The following is an 18,370-nucleotide window of genomic DNA, read 5'->3' as shown; positions in this document are numbered from 1 at the left end:
GTGCAGCCGTTCTACGAGTACCGCCACCTGGTCGGCTTCGAGGAGACCAATCTGGTGGGCAATGTCTACTACGTCAACTACTTGCGCTGGCAAGGTCGTTGCCGGGAGATGTTCTTGCGGGAGATGGCTCCGGAGGTACTGGAGGACATCCGCGCCGACCTGAAGCTGTTCACCCTCAAGGTGGACTGCGAGTTCTTCGCCGAGATCACCGCCTTCGACGAGCTGTCGATCCGGATGCGGCTGGAGGACCTGACCCAGACCCAGGTCGGCTTCGCCTTCGACTACGTCAAACTGCCTGAGGCGGGTGGCGAGTTGCTGGTCGCCCGGGGGCGTCAGCGGGTGGCGTGCATGCGCGGCCCGAACAACGACACCCGGCCGACCCGGGTGCCGGAGGCACTGCGCAAGGCACTCGAACCGTACGCGGTCGCGCCGAGCGGCCCCGCCGGACGGGCCACCCGGCCCGTCCTCGTCCCGAGCGAGGTGTAGCCGATGACGTCCACCGACAGACTGCCCGCCGGTCCGGCCGCCGTCCGGACCGACCAGGAGCGGACCGAACTCCGGGGCGTGCTCGGCCGGTTCGCCACCGGCGTGACCGTCCTGACGGCCGGCCGGACCGAACCCCGGGGGATGACCGCGAACTCCTTCACCTCGGTCTCGCTCGATCCGGCGGTGATCCTGGTCTGCGTGGTCAGGACGGCGGCCGTGCACGAGACGATCCTGGCCGAGCGGGCCTTCGCCGTGTCGGTGCTGGCCGGGCCGCAGGAGAAGGCGGCCAGGCACTTCGCCGACCGTCACCGGCCGCGCGGCGCCCAGGAGTTCGACGCCGTCGAGACCACGCCGGGACGGTACACCGGGGCTCCCGTCCTGGTGGGTGCGCAGGCCTGGCTGGAGTGCGAGCTGACCGCCGAGTACGACGGCGGCGACCACTCCATCTTCCTCGGCTCGGTGCTGGACCTCGGGCGCTCGCCCGCGGACGACCCGCTGCTTTACTTCGCCGGCGGCTTCCAGCGGCTCGGCGACTGACGGGAGTTGTCCGAGAAGCCGGTGTCTCCCGCACGGGAGGCACCGGCTTCCGGCATGCCAGGACGGCGTCCGTACGCACCGCAGAAGGCCCGGCCGGTGAGTCCGGCCGGGCGTTCTGCGCTGGTTACGGGAGCCCTTGGTGTGGACGCGCCGGATATGGCTCAGTCGATCGGATGGACCGTCATCGGCAGCCCGCCCTGCACCCGCAGCGTGAGCATCGGCTCCGGCTTCGGCACGTAGCCCGGCGCCTTCACCAGCTTGAGCTCCCGCACCACCGCCGCGAGCACCACGGTGGCCTCCAGCATGCCCAGGCTGCTGCCGACGCAGTAGCGCGGCCCGGCCCCGAACGGGATGTAGCTGTACCGGTGCCGTCCGGCAGCCCGGCCGGGCGCGAACCGCTCCGGGTCGAACCGGTCCGGGGCGTCCCAGAAGCCGGGGTGCCGGTGCAGCGTGTACGGGCAGATCAGCACCTCGGCGCCGGCCGGGACGTGGAAGCCGCCGATCTCGTCCTCCTGCTGCGCCTTCCTCGGCAGGATCCACACCGGCGGGTAGAGCCGCATCACCTCCTCCAGCACCTGGGAGGTGTAGGTGAGCCGGTGCAGGTCCTCGGGGACCGGTTGGCGGTCGCCGAGCACCTCGACCACCTCGGCGTGGACCTTCTCCAGGACCAGCGGGTGCTGGTCGAGCAGCAGGAAGGTCCAGCTGAGGGTGGACGCGGTGGTCTCGTGCCCGGCCAGCAGCAGGGTGACCAGCTCGTCCCGCATCCGCTGCCGCCGGACCGCCTCGTCCGGTTCGCCGGCGGTGGCCTCGATCAGCCGGGAGAGCACGTCGTCGCCGTCGGCGCTCGGGTGTGCGGCCCGCTCGGCGGCCAGCCGGGTGGTGATCCGCTCCAGATCCGCCCTGGCCCGCCGGAACCGGCGCTGCTGGGGCAGCGGCAGCCAGGACGGGACGGCGCTGAGCGACATCATCTCGAAGATCGCCTGGTCCTGGACCACCTCGAAGGACTCACCGATCGAGTCGTACACCCCGAGGTCGGCGTCCAGCAGGGTGCGGCCGAGGATGCCGAGGGTCAGTTCGGTCATCTCCTCCCGGATGTCCACCGGGCCGCTGCCCGCGCGGGCGCGCAGCCGGGCCACCAGCTTGGCCGCCTCCTCGGCGATCACCCCGGTCTGCCGGGAGATCCGCTTCGGCTGGAAGACCGGCTGGATCACCTTGCGCTGGGCCCGCCAGAGCTCGCCCTCGCTGGTCAGCAGCCCGTCGCCGAGCGCCCGTCTGGCGTGCACCAGCCCGATGCCCTTGTGGTAGTTGGCGGCGTTGTCCGCCAGCACCCGCTTGGCGTGGTCGGGGTGGTTGAAGAAGAACAGCGTCTTCGGCCCGAGCGGCAGCCGGACGGCGTCACCGTAGCCGAGCGCCGCCGAGGTCATCACCGAGAGCCGGTCCCTGGCCATCCTGGCCAGCAGGCCGACCGTCCGGGTGGCGGGCGGTCCCGGCGGCAGCCGCCGGGCGGCCGCGGGCGCGCTCATGCGGTCACGTCGCGCTGCTCGGCCAGCTGCTCGGCGATCCGCTGCCGCCAGAGTTCGTAGCCGGGCACCGCGCCGTCCGGGCCGGTGGCGGGGCGCGCCTTGTCGCACAGCACGGCCGCCTCGTCGGGCGTCAGATCGCAGAAGAACCGGGCCGCCAGCTCGGTGTGCGGCGTGACAAGACCGGCCTCCACCCGGGCGGTGGCCGCGAAGGCGGACGCCTGCGCGACCTGCGGGCGGTAGCGGGCCGCCCGCTCCCAGAACAGCTCCAGCTCGGCCTGGTCCCCGCCGCCCGCGTAGGTGGCGGCCAGCCCGGCGCCGCTGTAGAGGTCGGGCCGCCGGTGCTCGGGGAAGCGGTCGAGCAGGTCGGCCACCACGTCCGGCGCGGTGCCCGCGACGAACCAGGTGGCGCGGCCGATGCCCTGGTCGATCGCCCGGTTCCGGTAGTCGGCCGGACCGTCCACCGGCCACGGGAAGTCCCGCTCCTGGTAGTGCTCGTGGACGTACTTCCGGGTGTGGAAGTACGCCTGGTGGAAGCCGTAGCCGTCCAGCACCAGCCAGCGCAGCAGCGGGTCCGGCGGGGTGATCGCGGCCCAGCGGAACCGGGGCAGTCTTGCCATCGCCCAGCCGACGCCGACGTAGGCCATGTAGCTGTGCTGCCGACCGCGGCCGGCCAGCAACTCGGACACCTTGCGGCCGTTGCCGAACGGCAGGCCGTCGAGCATCGCGCAGGCCATCGCCGCGCCTTCGTAGGCGAATCCGCGGAACGGGTCCGGCACCCCCTCAAGCCGGATCTCGGCATCGGCGACCGTGCGTTCCTCCATCACGTACGCGTAGCCGGTGAGAAAGGTCGCACCGACCGTCTCCAGCAGTTCCCGGGATTGCACGCTCTTCTCGTGGAATCCCCGCTTTGAGAGCTTCGTTTCCGAATGATCTGGGGTCAGGATTCTGCGCCTGAGCGCACGCCAAGAACCCGCCATGGTTCCCTCCGGAGAATCGGGCTGCCGAATGGGCGCAGCTGTCCAACCGAAATCCTGGCGGCTTTCCCCGTGGGCCGCCTACTCCGAACGTGCCCTGCCGAGGGCACGTGCGAAGAAGTCGACCACCGCAGGGACACCCAGAATCAAGCCGTCCTGTCCTGAACACCCCATCGGAGGAGCAGCAGACGTGACCGATCTGAGCGCCGCCCGGAAGCCCGCCCCAGAGACCTCCCGAACCCCACTGTTCGTCAACAGCACCTTCCCGCGCCGCCGGGGGCTGCTGATACTCCTCAGCATCGCCTTCGGACTCTTCCTCTCCTATGCCTGGTCCGCGAAGTTCGTGGACACCGAGATCGGCACCACCACCGCCAACGCCCTTCTCGGCCACGACGCCCACAAGACCCCGATCGCGGGGATCGCGGCCGGAGTGGTGTTCGCCTTTGTCACCGGCCTGGCCGGTTCGTTCACGGCCTGCAACATCGCGGTCTTCGGTGCGGTCGGCCCGATGATGGGCGAGCTGACGACCCGTCGGGACCGGTTCCTGCGGACCGTCAGGCCGCTGGGCTGGATGGCTGCGGGCATGGTGCCGGTCTCCGCCGCGTACGGTGCGCTGGTCGGCTTCGTCGGGACCAGGATGCCGCAGTTCTCCACGGCCTCGGGCCCGGCAGGCACGCTGTCACCGCGCAGCATCCAGTCCATGATCACGTTCGGCCTGATCGGGCTGGCGATGACCGTGCTCGGTCTGGCCGCGGCCGGTGTGCTCAAGGACCCGCTGGGCCCGCTCTCCCGGCGCTTCCCGAACGCGCCGATGCTGGTGCTCGGCGCGCTGGTCGGCGGTTTCCTGATCGGGCGCCCCTACCCGCTCTTCCGCGACCTGTTCCGGCACGCCGCGACCACCCACAACCCGCTGTACGGCGCGGCCGCCTTCACCCTCCAGTCGCTGGGCAACATTGTGGTGATGTCGCTCCTGGTGCTCGCCCTGACGTACGGTCTGGGCGGCCCGCTGCAACGCTGGCTGAGCGGCGGGCCCGGCCGGGTCGCGGCGGTGACGGCGGCGGCCTTCCTGGTAGCCGGCGTCTTCACGCTGGTCTACTGGGACGTGCGGATCCTCGGCCGGCTCGACTACATCTGGTTCCCCACCGCACCCTGGAACAACTGACCCACGGGCGGACGGACGGCGGGCCTGGCCTCAGGCCCGCCGTTCGCGTGCCCGCGCCATCGAGGCGAGGGTGGCCGTGGGCTCACCGCCGGCACCTATCAGCAGCCCGCTCACCTGGGCCTCGAAGCAGGCGTCCGCGTCGTACGGCGGCACCAGGTAGCCGCCGAACTCCAGGGTGACCAGTCCGTGCAGGGCGATCCAGAGCTGGTGCGCGACCGCCTGCGGGTCACCGGGCGACAGCCGGTCGGCCGCCATGCACCGCGCGACGGCGGCGACCAGGGTCTCCAGGGTGTAGCGCCCGTGCTGCCGGTCGTCGTCGGTGAGCGAGAAGCCGCTCAGCACCGAGCCGCCGAACATCACGCTGTACAGGTGCCAGTGCTCCCGTGCGTTCCGCCGGTACGCCCAGCCGAGCGCCCCGATGTCGGCGACCGGATCGGCCGTCCCTTCGACCTCGGTGAGGCTGCGGTTGAGGTAGCTGAAGCCCTCCCGCACCATGGCCCTGACCAGGTCGCCCTTGCCCCCGAAGTGCGTGTAGACGGCCATCGTGGAGGTGCCCACCTCGGCCGCCAGCCGACGGGTCGACAGCGCCTTGGGCCCTTCCTCGGCGAGCAACTTGGCCGCAGCCCGCAGGAGTTGGGGGGCAAGGGTCGGGTCGATCTGACGGGGGCTCACTCTTGACATCCTCTCACGACAGCAGGAACCTTCGTAGAACAGAGTTATATAACGCCGATATGCAAGGGGACGCCAGATGACCACCCGTCGCACCCACGGCACGTCGCACCTGCTGACCGGTGGCTACCGCCCGGTCACCGAAGAGGTCACCGAGTACGGCCTGCCGGTGCTCGGACAGCTCCCGGCCGGGCTCGACGGCACCCTGCTGCGGATCGGCGCCAACCCGCTCGGCCCGTCCGACCCCGCCACCGACCACGCCTTCGCGGGCGACGCGATGGTGCACGGGCTGCGCCTGCGCGGGGGCCGCGCCGAGTGGTACCGCAACCGCTGGGTGCGCACCGACCGGGTCACTCACGCGCTGGGCGAACTTCCCACCCCGGGGCCGCAGTCGGGGCTGTGCGACAACACCAACGCCGGCCTGGTCCGGCACGCGGGCCGCACCTTGGCGCTCGGCGACGGCGGCGCGCTCCCCTTCCAACTGGGCGACCAGCTGGAGACGCTGGCCAGGTACGACTTCAACGGCACCCTCCCGGCCGGCTTCGCCGCCCACCCGGTGGCCGACCCGCTCACCGGCGAACTGCACGCCGTGGCGCACCGGTTCGGCCGGCCGCAGCTGAGCTACCTCACGGTGGACTCGGACGGCCACGTCAGCCGGGCCGAGCCGATCACCGTAAAGGGCGCACCCATGGTGCACGCCTTCTCGCTGACCGACCGGCACGCGGTCATCTACGACCTGCCGGTCACCTTCGACCCGCGCGCGGCCGCGGCCGGCTCCCGGGTGCCGTACACCTGGGACGAAGGCCACGGCGCCCGGCTCGGGCTGCTGCCGCGCGGCGGCCGCGACGCGGACGTCCGCTGGCTGGAGATCGACCCCTGCTTCGTCTTCCACCCGGTGAACGCCTACGAGCAGGGCGACCGGACGGTGATCGACGTGATCCGGCACGAGCGCGTCTTCGACCGCGACCCGCTGCACCCGACCGAGTCCACCCCGGCCCTGTGGCGGTGGACCGTCGACCACCGGCACGGCACCGTGCTGGAGCGCCGACTCGACGGCCGCGCCCAGGAGTTCCCCCGGATCGACGACCGCTACGCCGGATCGCCGTACCGCTACGCCGTCACCGTCGGGCTGCGCCCGGACCGTGGCGGGGCGCTGGCCGGCCCCGAGCTGCTGCGCCACGACCTGCTCACCGGGCACACCGAGGTGCACCGGCTCGGCGCGGGGCGCGAGGCCGGCGAAGCGGTCCTCGTACCGCGCGGGGCGCACGCCCCCGAGGGCGACGGTTGGCTGCTCAGCCTGGTGCACGACACGGTCACCGACCGGAGCGAACTGATCGTCCTCGACTCCGCCCACTTCACCGGACCGCCGGTCGCCGTCGTCCCACTGCCCGTCCGGGTGCCGCACGGATTTCACGCCCAGTGGGTGGCGAATTCTCAACCGTGAGCCCGAGTGTGCCAGGCCCACACCATTGCGGACATGACACCACGTCGCTAGGCTCGTCCCTCTAATGCAGCAGCACAAATAGGACATCCACCCATCGGGAATGGAGAGATTCCTTGCATGACGCTGTCGAACGGGCCATCGCCACGATGTGGGAACGCTTTGACGAACCACTGACCCTGAACGATATCGCAGACAGTGCGATATTGAGCAAGTTCTACTTCTCACGCGTATTCCGTACCCTCACCGGCACCTCGCCAAGTAGATTTCTTGCCGCCATCCGCCTCTGTATGGCAAAAAAGTTACTGTTGGAGACGTCGGCCAGTGTCACCGACATCTCCTTCATGGTCGGGTACAACAGTCTCGGCACGTTCACCAGCCGGTTCACCCGCAGCGTCGGCGTCCCGCCCGCCCGGTTCCGGATGATGTCCGAACTCGGCATGGGTGCCACCCTGAGCGCACTGCGCGCGGTCGGCCCGACCGGACACAGCGGCTGCGTGGAGGGCGAGTTGTACGTGCCCGAGACCGAACTGCCGGTCCGGATCTACGTGGCTGCCTTCAAGGAGTCGATCCCCGAGGGCCAGCCGAAGGCCTGCGACATCCTCGACCGGAGCGGCTCCTACCGGCTTACCGGATTGCCGGACGGCCAGTGGTACGTCCGGGCCGCCGTGGTCTCCCGGGTCGCGCTCGAACCACGCCCCTGGGTGCGGCAGCCGCTCTTCGTCGGCTCCTCGCACCTCCCGGTGGTGATCTCCGGCGGCGGGACGGTCGAGGCCGATGTGATGACCCGTCCGCTCAGCAAGCTGGACATCCCGATCCTGCTCGCCCTGCCCGAGCTCGACGGCAGGCAGCCACTGACGGTCGGCCTCCCGGCCCAGCGGGTCGTCCGGCTCGCCCGCACGCCGGGCATCAGCCGGTCCGGCTAGCGGCACCACCCGGCCCACCGGGACGGCCACCAGGACCGCCCCGGCTCAGCGAACGGCGTCGGCGCGCACCGCCCGCCGTTGGCTCAGCCACCCGCCTCCCCGATGGCCTGCAGCAGCACCGGAACGGCCTCCCCCTGGAAGTCCACCCCGGGGTCGAAGCTGTGGATCATGCCCTCCAGCACCAGCAGGGACAGCAGCGGGAAGGCGAACTCCGCGGCCGCGAAGATCCCGAATCGACGCTGCAGCTTGAACAGCCGCGGCGCGAAGGCCGCCAGGTTGAACTCAGCCGCCACCACCGCGGACGCGTCCCCGACCAGCTTCTCCACCTCGGTCCTGAACGCCTCCAGGTCACAGTCGGCCGGCACCCGCGCGGCGCTCTCGATCACGATGTCCGCGCACCGGCGCCCCTCCCCGAGCGCCATCCTGAGGAAGAACTCCCCGAAGTGCCTGCGCACCCGGTCGGGGAGCCGGACCACGAACCCGGCGTCCAGCAGGACCACCTCCCCCGCCGCGTCCAGCCGCAGGTTCCCCGGGTGCAGGTCACAGTGGACCAGTCCGTCCAGGAAGAGCATCTGGTAGACCGCGCGCAGCACCCTCCGCATCGCGTCCCTGCGCTCCTCCGGCCGGTACGGCTCGGGCCTGAACTCCCTTAGGTCGTCCAAGAATTCCATCACCAGCACCTGGTCCCCGCCGAACCCCTCGACCGGCTCGGGCAGCCGTACGCCCTTCACCGTGGCCAGGTTGGCGCGCAGCCGCGTCAAGGAGTCGCGCTCGGCCGCCAGATCGGCCTGGGCCAGTACGGCGGTCCCGATCTGGCCGAGCATCTCCTCGGCCGGCAGCCGGCGCAGCCCGGGCAGTCGGCCGGTGGCCCGGGCGAACGCCCCGGCCAGCCGGAAGTCACTGCTCATCAGCGGCACGATCCCGGGCCGCCGGATCTTGACCGCCACCACCCGGCCGTCGGTCAGCACCGCGCGGTGTACGGTCGCGATGCTCCCGCTGCCCACCGGCTCCCAGTCGAACTCGGCGAACGGCCAGCCGGCCTCGGGCCCGAACTCCTCGGCCAGCACCGCCGCGAGCTGCTCCCGCGACGGCGGCGGCACCGTATCGGTCAGCCGCCCCAGCTCGTCGCACCAGCGCTCCGGCAGCAAGTCCCTCCGGGTGCTCAGCAGTTGGCCCACCTTCACGCAGAACGGGCCCAACTCGGTCAGCATCGCCGGTGCCCGCTTCGCCAGCCGCGCGGACACCGACCCTCCCCGGCCCCGCCGGAACACCGCCCCGCCCAGGGCGGCCGCGGTGTGCCGTAGCGTCACCGAACCGATCCGGACCGCCCGCCGGCCGAGGCCGGACCTTTCCGTGCCCGCGTAACCCATGAGGCTCTCCCTCGTCAGCTGTGCTCTTCGCCGACTGCTCCAGGACTGCCCTACAGATACTCAGCGTCCGCGGCCTGCCGGACTTCTCCTGACGTGCCCGTTCTGCGACTCCGGCGGGGACCGTAGCGTTCAGCGGTCGCGCAGCGCCCGCTCGGTCGGCTCCGCGGGCGGGCTGAACGGCCACCAGGTGAAGGCCGGCAGCCAGCGGTCGGCGGGCCCGCTCCAGGACAGTGCGCCGATCTGGTCCAGGGTGCGCCGCCCGGTGAGCGAGCGGAACACGTCGTGGTGGTGGCCGCCCACCGTGACCTCGGGCTCCCCCGGGCCGACCAGCCACTCCTGGCCGCCGGCCCGCACCCGCAGGGCCGGCAGGCCGAGTTCGGCCACCCTGAGGCCCATGCCCAGCGCCACCAGGTCCAGCGAGGCCGGGTAGGCGGGGTGGTCGAGCGGCACCGGCGCGCCGATCGCCCACCGCAGGTCGAGTTCGTGTGTCAGGGCGTCCATCGTCATGATCGGGCCGCGCAGCCCCTCCCCGAGCGGCGGCAGCTTCCCGGACAGCTCCGTCCACCGCTCCAGCAGCTCCGGCACGCCTGCCACGCCGTCGGGGTCGGGGTTCCGCAACGGCAGCACCTTGGTCCCCTGGGTGACCTGCCGGCAGACGTCCACCAGATGGTCGACCAGATCACGGACCGTCCACCCGTGGCAGGCCGGGACGGCGAGCTCGGCCAACTCCGGTCTGCCGCTGAGCAGTCCGATGACGCTCTCGCTGACCCGGTCGTAGCCGAGCCGGGGCGACAGTCGCTCCCAACCGGCCGGTGCGGAGCCGTCGGCCGTCATCCCTGTACTCCCGCCGCCCTGTGTGGGCCCGTTCGCCGTCATCCCCGTACTCCCGCCGCCCGGCCGGCCTGTTTGCGGCTCAGCTGTCCCCGGGCGTGCAGCCAGGAGATGGTGTCGCCCATCGTCTCGGCCAACGGCCTCGCCTTGACACCGTGTTCGGTACCGCCCTCGGCCCGGGCGGCCACCGCGCAGGTGTAGACGGCGCCGTACTCGGCCGGGATGTGCCACGGCCAGACGTGCTGCACCGCCCCGGTCAGCAGGCCGAACGGCAGCATCGCCCTGGCCGGCAGGTACGTCGCGGGCAGCTGCCGCCCGGTGGCCTCGCGGACCGCCTGCACGTACTGACGGGTCGTCAGGAAGTGCTGCGGGCCGAACTGCCGAACCGCTCGGCCGGCCGCGCCGGTGACCAGGGCGGCGTGCATCGCCGCCGTGTCCCGGACGTCTCCGACCGGGAGGTGACCGGTCGGCCAGAGCGGCATCAGGCCGCGCAACTCGTTGCGCAGCCGGGCGTTCTGGTCACCCAGGTACGGATCGTCCGGGCCGAGTAGGGCGGGCGGGTAGCTGATCACCACCGGCGCGCCCTCCTCCTGGTGCCTACGGGCCACGGCCTCGGCGGCCGCCTTGGTCGCCAGGTACGGCTCCCGGGGCCGGCCCACCGGTGAGTCGGTCCGGACCGTCGGCCCGGCGGCCGGGAAGAGCGCGCCCACGCTCGACACGTGGATCACCGCCCTGGCGCCGCTCTCCCGCCCGGCGGCCAGCACCAGTTCGGTCCCGCGCACGTTGGTGCGCAGCATCTCGCTCCGACGGCGGCTGTCGAAGGAGTACACCGAGGCCGCGTGCAGCACCACCTCCACCCCGTCGACCGCCTTCGCCACCGCGCCGGGGTCGGTGACGTCGCCGACCACCAGCTCCAACTGGTCCGGGTCGACGCCCAGCGGCAGCAACGCCCGCCCGACGGCGACCGGGTCGCGGACCAGCAGCCGGACCCGGCACCCCGTGCGCAGGACGGCCGCGACCGAGTGGGCGCCGACGAAGCCGGTCCCCCCCGTCACGCATACCAGCATGAGAACTCCAACCAGCGGCGATCACGTCCGGCCCGGGGTCCGGGCAGGCACCACAGCAATCGTGGGTCTGCCCGGCCCGCCCGGACTTCTCGCAGCGTGCCCCGCCGGAGTTCACCGACGAGGCGTCACCGGCCCGCCCGCGCCGGGACCGCCCCGCGCGCGTGCCGACCGGCCGTACGCGGGCTGCGTCCGGCCAGCGCCGCCACCGCGCCGGCCACCAGGAGCAGCCCGGCCGGTATCGCCGGCGCCAGGCCCTGCCGTACGCCCCACCGGTCGGCGAACCCGTCCACCGGCAGCCGGACCAGCTCCAGCAGGTGGGACGCGTCGTAGGTGGCCAGCGCGTAGGCCAGCGCCGCGTACCCGAAGGCGAACAGCAGCAACCAGCTGCTGCGTTCGGCCGCCGCCAGCAGGACCAGGGCCGCCGCCGACACCAGCAGCGGGGTGGCGCCGTTGAAGATCAGCAGCTGGGCCGAGCCCAGCGCGGCCGAGGGCGAGCGGAAGCCGCGCCAGTGGGTCACCGTCAGGGCGGCCGCCGCTCCGCCGAGCAGCACCATCACCGCCAGCGCCGGCAGCGCCCGCCGCAGCCGCCCGGCCCGCCGGTACCGCCGGGCCATCAGCCAGAGCGCGAGCAGCAGTGCGACGGCCCAGTAGCAGGCCAGCCAGCCTGGACGGGCCAGCGCCTCGGTGCCCAGGATGCCGCCGGTCGCCCGGGTCGGCACCGCGCAGACGCCGTCGGCGGCCCGGCCGCAGCGGGTGCCCGGCAGCCGGTACAGCGGCACCGAGAGGGCGAGCGACACGCCGAACAGCACGAGCACGAACCAGTACCGCCGTGCGGCCACTTGCCCTCCTCGGAGACAGCTGCCAGGCATCTTGCAGGCGTGACGGCTCCCGCACAAGGGGGATCACCACCGGAATCGGGTGGTCGGGACGGACGGCACGCAGCAGCGTCGCCGCCGGTCCTACCGCACGGCCGCCCCGTAGGCCGCCCACCGGCCGAGCGCGAACCCGTCGCGCACCTTCCTGACCTGCACCGCGCCCGCCCCGCCGAAGTGCGCCGGGATCACCAGCTCGCGTTCTTCCGAGGCCCGTTCGAGAATCCGGCGGCGGCTGACGGCCGCCTGGACCGGGTCCAGGCAGAGGCAGCTGCTGCAGCTCGGCCGGAGGATCTGGACCGGACTGTGCATCAGGTCCCCGACGAAGACCGCCCGGTCCCCGCCGGAGGAGAGTCGCAGGACGGCGGAGCCGGGGGTGTGGCCGGGCGCCGACTCCAGGGTGAGGTGCTCGTCGATCCGGTGCGTGCCGTCCCACAGGTCGACCAGCCCGGCCTGGTGGACGGGGCCGATGCTGTCCTGGTAGATCAGCCGGTCGACCGCGCGGGCACCCTTGGCGTACTCGTTCTCAGGGCCGAACCACCGCTCGTCGGCGGCCGGCAGCAGGTACCGGGCGTTCGGGAAGGTCGGTGCCCAACCCCCCTCCACGGGCGTGGTGTTCCAGCCCACGTGGTCGATGTGCAGGTGGGTGTTGACCACCACGTCCACCTCCTCGGGAGCGATCCCGGCCCGGGCCAGCAGGCCGGGGAAATCCCCCTGCCAGTGGTGGAACTGCGAGCCGGGCCGCTCGCGGCCGTTGCCCACCCCGGTGTCGACCACGACCGTCCGGCCGCCGCTGCGCAGCACCCAGGTCTGCAGCGCGCCCCCGGCCCGTTCGGTCTCCGGCTCCCAGTGGTCCGGCGCCAGCCACTCCCGGTTCTCCCGCCACACTTCGGCACCGGCTCCGGGTACGAGCTCCCGGGAGGGCATGAACGTCCCCCGCCACTCCACCAAGCGGATGATCTCGACATCTCCCAGCGTCATGCGCTGCACGCTCTCGTTCTCCATGCGTCCAACCCTACGGAGCGGGTGGTGAGTGGATCAATGCCTGTTGTGCTCAGCCGCATACGCATCCGTCTCACCGGTGAGGACTCCGTATGCTGATCCGATGGATGTAGTGAGCGATGCGATCTCCGCCGTCCGGCTCGGCAGCCCGTCCTCCAACCGGCTGCGGGTCACCGGGAGTTGGTGCACCCGGCTGGCCCCGTACGACGGGGCGGGCTTCCACGTGGTGCTGGAGGGCGGCTGCTGGCTGCTGCCGGACGGCGGCGGGGACCCGGTCTCCCTCGGACCGGGCGATGCGGTACTGCTCCCGCACGGCACCGGCCACGTGCTCGCCGACTCCCCCGCCGGGCCGGAGACCGTGGCGCGTGCGGTGCCGTTCGACCTGTACGCCGGGCAGGTCGGGACTGACGGTCCCGGTGGCACGGAACTGCTGTGCGGGAAGTACCGACTGGACCGCAGTCGGGTGCACCCCCTGCTGGCCGAACTGCCGGGCATCGTCCACCTGCCGAACCGGATCGGCAGCCGTCCCGAACTCCGTTCCGCGATCGACCTGTTGGGACGAGAGCTCGCGCAGGCCGGGCCAGGATCCTGCCTCGCCGTGCCCAGCCTGCTCGACCTCCTGCTGGTCTACCTGGTCCGGGCCTGGCTGGCCGGGGCGGCGGCCACCGGAGCGTGGCCCGCCGCGCTGGGCGACCCGGTGACCGCCGCCGCCCTGCGCGCCCTGCACACCGACCCGGCCGCCCCGTGGACCAACGACCGCCTCGCCGCCGAGGCCGGCGTCTCCCGCCCCACGCTGGCCCGCCGTTTCACCGCCCAGGTCGGTCGGCCACCGATGGCGTACCTCACCTGGTGGCGCCTCACCTACGCCGCCACCCTGCTCCGCGACACCGCCGACCCGCTGGCCTCCATCGCCCACCGGGTCGGCTACGCCGGTCCGTACGCCTTCTCGCACGCGTTCAACCGCGAGTTCGGCACCACCCCGGGTCGCTACCGGACCGAACGGCGGAACCGCCCGGCACCGGCGGCCCACTGAGCCGACCTTCGTGATCCCGGACGGCTGGCGCGCCGATCAGGGCAGCGTCCTGATCGTCCCTGCCGACCAGACCGTCCGGGTCGCGTTCCGCCCGGGCTGACCGGCCCGGGCCCTCCGTCAGTCCCGCACGAACCGCAGGGTGACCAGCTCGAACGGACGCAGCCGCAACCGCACCCCCTGCTCCGTCACCGCAGCCTGGCACTCCGGGAGTTGACGCTCCAGAAGATCGCAGACCTGCACCCCGGCGAAGGCGAACCCGGCCGCGATCACCGCCTCGGCGCGCCCGCCCATGCTCTCGTACAGGCGGACCACCACGTCCCCGCTCCCGTCGTCGGCGAGCTTGACCGCGCTCACCGTCACCGCCTCGTGGTCGACCTCGACCAGCGGCCGGACCTCCGCGTCGCCGGGCACCCGCCGCTCGGGCAGGTTGATCAGGTACCCCTCGCGGACGGCGTCGCCGATCTCCGCCCCCGGGACCAGCGCGTGCCGGAAGCTGTGCGCGCCCTGGTCGGTGTGCGGGTCGGGGAACCGGGGCGCGCGCAACAGCGAGAACCGGACCGTGGTGGTGGTGCCGTGGTCCTGCTCCCGGACCGTCCGGGTGACGTCGTGGCCGTACGTGGAGGCGGTCACCAGGGCGACGCCCCAGCCGGGTTCGGCCAGGTGCAGGAAACGGTGGTTGCAGGACTCGAACCTCGCCGCCTCCCAGCTGGTGTTGGTGTGGGTGGGCCGGTACAGGTGGCCGAACTGGGTCTCGGCGGCGTACCGCTCGGTGTGCAGGTCGAGCGGGAAGGCGGCCTTGAGGAACTTCTCCGTCTCGTGCCAGTCCACCTCGGTGCCGAGCTCCACCCGCTTGGCGCCCGCCGTCAGCCCGATCGTCTGCACCGCCCTGGACGCCCCGAACGCCCGCGACACCCGGATTGAGACCGCCGCCGGGGAGTCCGCCGAGACGACGAGCTCCTCGACACCGGTCAGGTCGGTGACGGTGTTCCGGTAGAACTGGTCGACGTCCCAGGCGTCCCACATGTTGGGGAAGTCCGGGTGGATCTGGAGCAGGTTGGCCGCGGCCCCGGGGGCGACCGTCTCCCGCCCGGCCGCGAGGTCGAGCACCGAGACCACCAGCCCCTGCCCGTCCACCTCCACCCGGAGCAACCCGTTGTCGAGCCGGTACCCGCCCTCCGGCCGGGCCGTCACCGTGCAGCCGCCCGAACTCTCACCGACCATCCGGCCGCCGCCGGCGGGCACCCCACCGCGCTCGTGCGGCGCGGAGTTGAAGACCAACTCTCGCCCGGCCGCCGGATCCCCCGCCAGCGCGCGCTGCGCCCGCTCGACGATCCCGGTCAGCTCGGCGGCCACCGCCGCGTACGTCCGCTCCGCCTCCCGGTGCACCCAGGCGATCGAGGAGCCCGGCAGGATGTCGTGGAACTGGTGCAGCAGGACGGTCTTCCAGATCCGGTCCAACTCCTGGTACGGGTAAGGGAGTCCGGCCCGCACCGCCGCCGTGGCCGCCCACAGCTCGGCCTCCCTGAGCAGGTTTTCGGCGGCCCGGTTGCCCTGCTTGGTCCTGGCCTGGCTGGTCAGCGTCGCCCGGTGCAGTTCCAGGTACAGTTCACCGACCCAGACCGGCGGGTTCGGGTACTCGGCCTGCGCCTTGGCGAAGAACTCGGCGGGCCGCTCCCACCGCACCCGGGCCGAGCCCTCCAGATCGCGCAGCCGGGCCGCCTTGGCCACCATCTCGCGCGTGGTGCCGCCGCCTCCGTCGCCCCAGCCGGTCGGCGCGATGGAGTGGCTGGCCACCCCCTTGTCCTTGAAGTTCCTCGCCGCATGGGCGATTTCGCGCCCGTCCATCGAGCAGTTGTAGGTGTCGACCGGCGGGAAGTGGGTGAAGATCCTGGTCCCGTCGATGCCCTCCCACCAGAACGTGTGGTGCGGGAACTTGTTGACCTGGCTCCAGGAGATCTTCTGGGTGAGCAGCCACTTGGACCCGGCCGCCTTGATGATCTGCGGCAGACCGCCCGCGAAGCCGAAGGTGTCAGGCAGCCAGGCCTCCTCGTTCTCGATCCCGAACTCGTCCAGGAAGAACCGCTTGCCGTGGACGAACTGACGGGCCATCGCTTCGGAACCAGGCATGTTGGTGTCCGACTCGACCCACATGCCGCCGGCCGGCACGAACCGTCCGTCCGCCACCGCCTTCTTGACCCGGGCGTACACCTCGGGGCGGTGCTCCTTGATCCAGGCGTACTGCTGCGCCTGCGACATCGTGTAGACGAAGTCCGGCTCGTCCTCCAGCAGCGCGGTCATGTTGGCGGTCGTCCTGGCCACCTTGCGGACGGTCTCGCGCAGCGGCCAGAGCCAGGCGGAGTCGATGTGCGCGTGGCCGACCGCGCTGATCCGGTGCGCCGAGGGCTCGGCGGGGGTGGCCAGCACCCCGGCGAGCTGCTCCCGGGCCGCCGCGGCGGTCGCGTTGACGTCCTGGAGGTCGATCGCGTCCAACGCCCGTTCGACGGCCCGCAGGACGTCCCAGCGGCGGGCGCCGTCCACCGGCAGTTCGGCCATCAGCTCACCGAGCACCTCCAGGTCGATCACCAGCTGCCAGACGGTCTCGTCCAGCACCGCCAGGTCGATCCGCTCCAGCCGGTACTGCGGCTCGTTCCCGGCGGTCTCCTTCTCGCCCAACTTCGTTGGCAGGAACGGGTGGTAGTCCAGCACCACCGGGTTGGACGCGGCCTCGACATGCAGCAGCACCTCTTCACCCCCGACTGCGGGGGCGGCGATCCGCACCCACTGGTTGCGGGGGTTGAGCCCCTTCACCGGGGTGCCGTCGGGCCGGTAGACCAGGCCCTCGCACTGGAATCCCGGCATGTTGGCGTCGAAGCCGAGGTCGATCAGCGCCTCGACCGTCCTCCCCGCCCACTCCTTCGGCACCGTCCCGCTGACCGTCAGCCAGCTGGTGCCCCAGGGCGCGCCCCAGCGCTGTCCGGCCGCGATCGGGGTGCGCGGGGCGGCGATGCCCTCGGCCACCGGCACCGGCTCGTCGGGCGCGGTCCAGATCCCGACCTCCAACGGCACGGACTCCGGGTACACCGCCGGGCGGATCCGCTCCGCGAGCACCCGCTTGAGCCGGGACTCGACCAGACTCCGGTCGTCATGCATGACACACACTCCGTGAAGTACTCGGTGACAGGGTGGATTTCAGCTCTGTTCGACGTCCTCGACCGTGACCAGCTCGGTGATGCCGCGTGCGGCCAGGTGGTCCTGGTCGGTGGCGTGCCCGGCCAGCACCACGGCGGGACGCGCGTCCCTCGCGCTCAGTCGCATGAAGGCCTCGAAGTACGCGCCGCCAGGGGCGCAGGTCGAGCGCTTCGCCGCCGCCTCCGACACGTCCAGCACCAGGGCGGTGCTGCGCGGCGGTGGTGGGCGCCAGCCCGTACGGACCTCCTCGACCGCGCGGGCGATCGCCCGGCCGGCCGGCTTGACCCGCCGGTCGTTGGTCAACAGCCCGAGGCTGTACTCCAGTTCGGGGAAGTCGGCCAGCGAGCGGGCGACGTCGTGCGAGCACCACCAGGTGATGCCCCACAGCCCTGGGCAGTCGAGCGCGCCCGCCACGGTGGTGCGGACGAAGTCGGCCGCCTCCCCCGGCAGGATGTGCGGTTCGGGGGCGCCGACCTCCTGGAGCCAGACCGGCCGGGCCGGGTCCTCGGCCCAGGCCTTGGAGAGCTCGATCAGGTACGCGGCGTGCTGCCCGACCGCGACCGATCCGGCGCCGTGGCGCTGGGCGGTGCCGTTGAACACCCAGGAGTGCACAGCCGTAGCCGCGCCGATCCGGGCGGCCTGAGCGGGCGTGAAGGGGTGGTCGTCCTGGTACCAGCACGCGTCGTACTCGGCGTGCAGGTGCAGCCGCCCGGGCGCGCCCCGTTCGCAGGCGTCCAGCATCCGGCCCAGCCAGGCGGCCGCCTGCTCCGGAGTGACCCGGTAGGGGTCGGGGTGCGGGTCGCCGGAGAACTGGTTGATCTCGTTGCCGACCGTCATCCCGAGGAAGTTGGGCCGCTCCGCCAAGGCCGAGGCCAGGGTGTGCAGATAGCGGGCCTGACCGTCCAGCACCTCGGGGTCGGTGAAGATGTTCCGCCGGTGCCAGCTGGTGGTCCAGGACGGGAGGAAGTCGAAACTGGACAGGTGACCCTGCAGCCCGTCCACCGCCACGTCGAGCCCCCGTTCGGCCGCCGCGTCCACCAGCTGCACCAGGTGCTCGACCGCCCGGGGGCGGATCAACGTGCGGTTCGGCTGGAACAGCGGCCAGAGCGGGAAGACCCGGAGGTGGTCGAGGCCGAGTGCGGCGATAGAGTCCAGATCGGCCCGGACCTGGTCCGGGTCGAAGTCGAGCCAGTGGTGGAACCAGCCTTGGCTCGGTGTGTAGTTGACACCGAATCGGGGAGTGCTGGTGGTCATACGGGGAACGGCCCTCCTCTGCGGAGCACGCGCG

16 protein-coding genes are annotated in these 18,370 nt (G+C 72.2%); 6 read left to right on the top strand and 10 right to left on the bottom strand.

Translation table 11 applies throughout. From position 1 onward, the window contains the following. Together ACKUU6_RS30040 and ACKUU6_RS30035 are read left to right on the top strand one after the other, a co-directional pair. A complete protein-coding gene (locus ACKUU6_RS30040; protein ID WP_407991704.1) occupies positions 1–486 on the top strand; it encodes an acyl-CoA thioesterase in 486 nt (161 codons plus the stop codon). A 3-nt stretch (positions 487–489) separates the two neighbouring features. Beyond that, positions 490–1,023: a flavin reductase family protein gene (locus ACKUU6_RS30035; RefSeq protein WP_407991703.1), complete on the top strand. Its 534-nt coding sequence runs from the start codon at positions 490–492 to the stop codon at positions 1,021–1,023. Between the two features lie 161 nt (positions 1,024–1,184). On the opposite strand, the gene ACKUU6_RS30030 is transcribed toward ACKUU6_RS30035, so the two are convergent. Both ACKUU6_RS30030 and ACKUU6_RS30025 read right to left on the bottom strand, forming a co-directional pair. After that, on the bottom strand, positions 1,185–2,546 hold the full coding sequence (locus tag ACKUU6_RS30030; protein WP_407991702.1) for a cytochrome P450: 1,362 nt from the start codon (positions 2,544–2,546) through the stop codon (positions 1,185–1,187). After that, the gene (locus ACKUU6_RS30025) at positions 2,543–3,523 is read right to left on the bottom strand and encodes a DUF1702 family protein (RefSeq protein WP_407991701.1); all 981 of its coding nucleotides are present in this window, start codon (positions 3,521–3,523) and stop codon (positions 2,543–2,545) included. Before ACKUU6_RS30025 ends, ACKUU6_RS30030 begins: the two co-directional genes overlap by 4 nt. A 187-nt stretch (positions 3,524–3,710) precedes the next feature. Here ACKUU6_RS30025 and ACKUU6_RS30020 point away from each other — a divergent pair, with 187 nt between their 5' ends. Further along, complete coding sequence (locus ACKUU6_RS30020) at positions 3,711–4,682, top strand: hypothetical protein (protein ID WP_407991700.1); 972 nt, start codon at positions 3,711–3,713, stop codon at positions 4,680–4,682. Positions 4,683–4,712: 30 nt separating this feature from the next. Here the strand turns inward: ACKUU6_RS30020 and ACKUU6_RS30015 are convergent, their stop codons facing one another. Continuing rightward, positions 4,713–5,354: a TetR/AcrR family transcriptional regulator gene (locus tag ACKUU6_RS30015; protein WP_407991699.1), complete on the bottom strand. Its 642-nt coding sequence runs from the start codon at positions 5,352–5,354 to the stop codon at positions 4,713–4,715. Positions 5,355–5,430: 76 nt separating this feature from the next. On the opposite strand from ACKUU6_RS30015, the gene ACKUU6_RS30010 reads away from it, so the two are divergent. Continuing rightward, a complete protein-coding gene (locus ACKUU6_RS30010) occupies positions 5,431–6,795 on the top strand; it encodes a carotenoid oxygenase family protein (RefSeq protein WP_407991698.1) in 1,365 nt (454 codons plus the stop codon). A gap of 146 nt (positions 6,796–6,941) precedes the next feature. Continuing rightward, positions 6,942–7,718 (top strand): helix-turn-helix transcriptional regulator, encoded by a 777-nt coding sequence (locus ACKUU6_RS30005; protein ID WP_407992279.1) that lies wholly within the window; start codon positions 6,942–6,944, stop codon positions 7,716–7,718. Positions 7,719–7,801: 83 nt separating this feature from the next. On the opposite strand, the gene ACKUU6_RS30000 is transcribed toward ACKUU6_RS30005, so the two are convergent. From ACKUU6_RS30000 to ACKUU6_RS29980, 5 genes are all read right to left on the bottom strand, one after another. Continuing rightward, positions 7,802–9,088 carry an ABC1 kinase family protein gene (locus ACKUU6_RS30000; RefSeq protein ID WP_407991697.1) on the bottom strand — a complete coding sequence of 429 codons (1,287 nt, stop codon included), beginning with the start codon at positions 9,086–9,088 and terminating at the stop codon, positions 7,802–7,804. A gap of 129 nt (positions 9,089–9,217) precedes the next feature. Beyond that, positions 9,218–9,922, bottom strand: coding sequence for a maleylpyruvate isomerase family mycothiol-dependent enzyme (locus ACKUU6_RS29995; RefSeq protein WP_407991696.1), 705 nt, complete (start codon positions 9,920–9,922; stop codon positions 9,218–9,220). A gap of 38 nt (positions 9,923–9,960) precedes the next feature. Next, positions 9,961–10,974, bottom strand: coding sequence for an NAD-dependent epimerase/dehydratase family protein (locus tag ACKUU6_RS29990; protein WP_407991695.1), 1,014 nt, complete (start codon positions 10,972–10,974; stop codon positions 9,961–9,963). Positions 10,975–11,111: 137 nt separating this feature from the next. After that, the gene (locus ACKUU6_RS29985) at positions 11,112–11,825 is read right to left on the bottom strand and encodes a hypothetical protein (RefSeq protein ID WP_407991694.1); all 714 of its coding nucleotides are present in this window, start codon (positions 11,823–11,825) and stop codon (positions 11,112–11,114) included. 120 nt (positions 11,826–11,945) lie between these two features. Beyond that, positions 11,946–12,863 (bottom strand): MBL fold metallo-hydrolase, encoded by a 918-nt coding sequence (locus ACKUU6_RS29980; RefSeq protein WP_407991693.1) that lies wholly within the window; start codon positions 12,861–12,863, stop codon positions 11,946–11,948. A gap of 100 nt (positions 12,864–12,963) precedes the next feature. On the opposite strand from ACKUU6_RS29980, the gene ACKUU6_RS29975 reads away from it, so the two are divergent. After that, on the top strand, positions 12,964–13,893 hold the full coding sequence (locus ACKUU6_RS29975; RefSeq protein ID WP_407991692.1) for an AraC family transcriptional regulator: 930 nt from the start codon (positions 12,964–12,966) through the stop codon (positions 13,891–13,893). Positions 13,894–14,010: 117 nt separating this feature from the next. Here the strand turns inward: ACKUU6_RS29975 and ACKUU6_RS29970 are convergent, their stop codons facing one another. Then, positions 14,011–17,043, bottom strand: coding sequence for an alpha-mannosidase (locus ACKUU6_RS29970; protein WP_407991691.1), 3,033 nt, complete (start codon positions 17,041–17,043; stop codon positions 14,011–14,013). 39 nt (positions 17,044–17,082) lie between these two features. Then, positions 17,083–18,336, bottom strand: coding sequence for a glycoside hydrolase 5 family protein (locus tag ACKUU6_RS29965; RefSeq protein WP_407991690.1), 1,254 nt, complete (start codon positions 18,334–18,336; stop codon positions 17,083–17,085). Positions 18,337–18,370 lie beyond the last annotated feature (34 nt).

Source organism: Kitasatospora sp. CMC57, assembly GCF_045866025.2.
Taxonomy (GTDB): Bacteria; Actinomycetota; Actinomycetes; order Streptomycetales; family Streptomycetaceae; genus Kitasatospora.
This window is presented reverse-complemented; position numbering and strand designations above follow the sequence as displayed.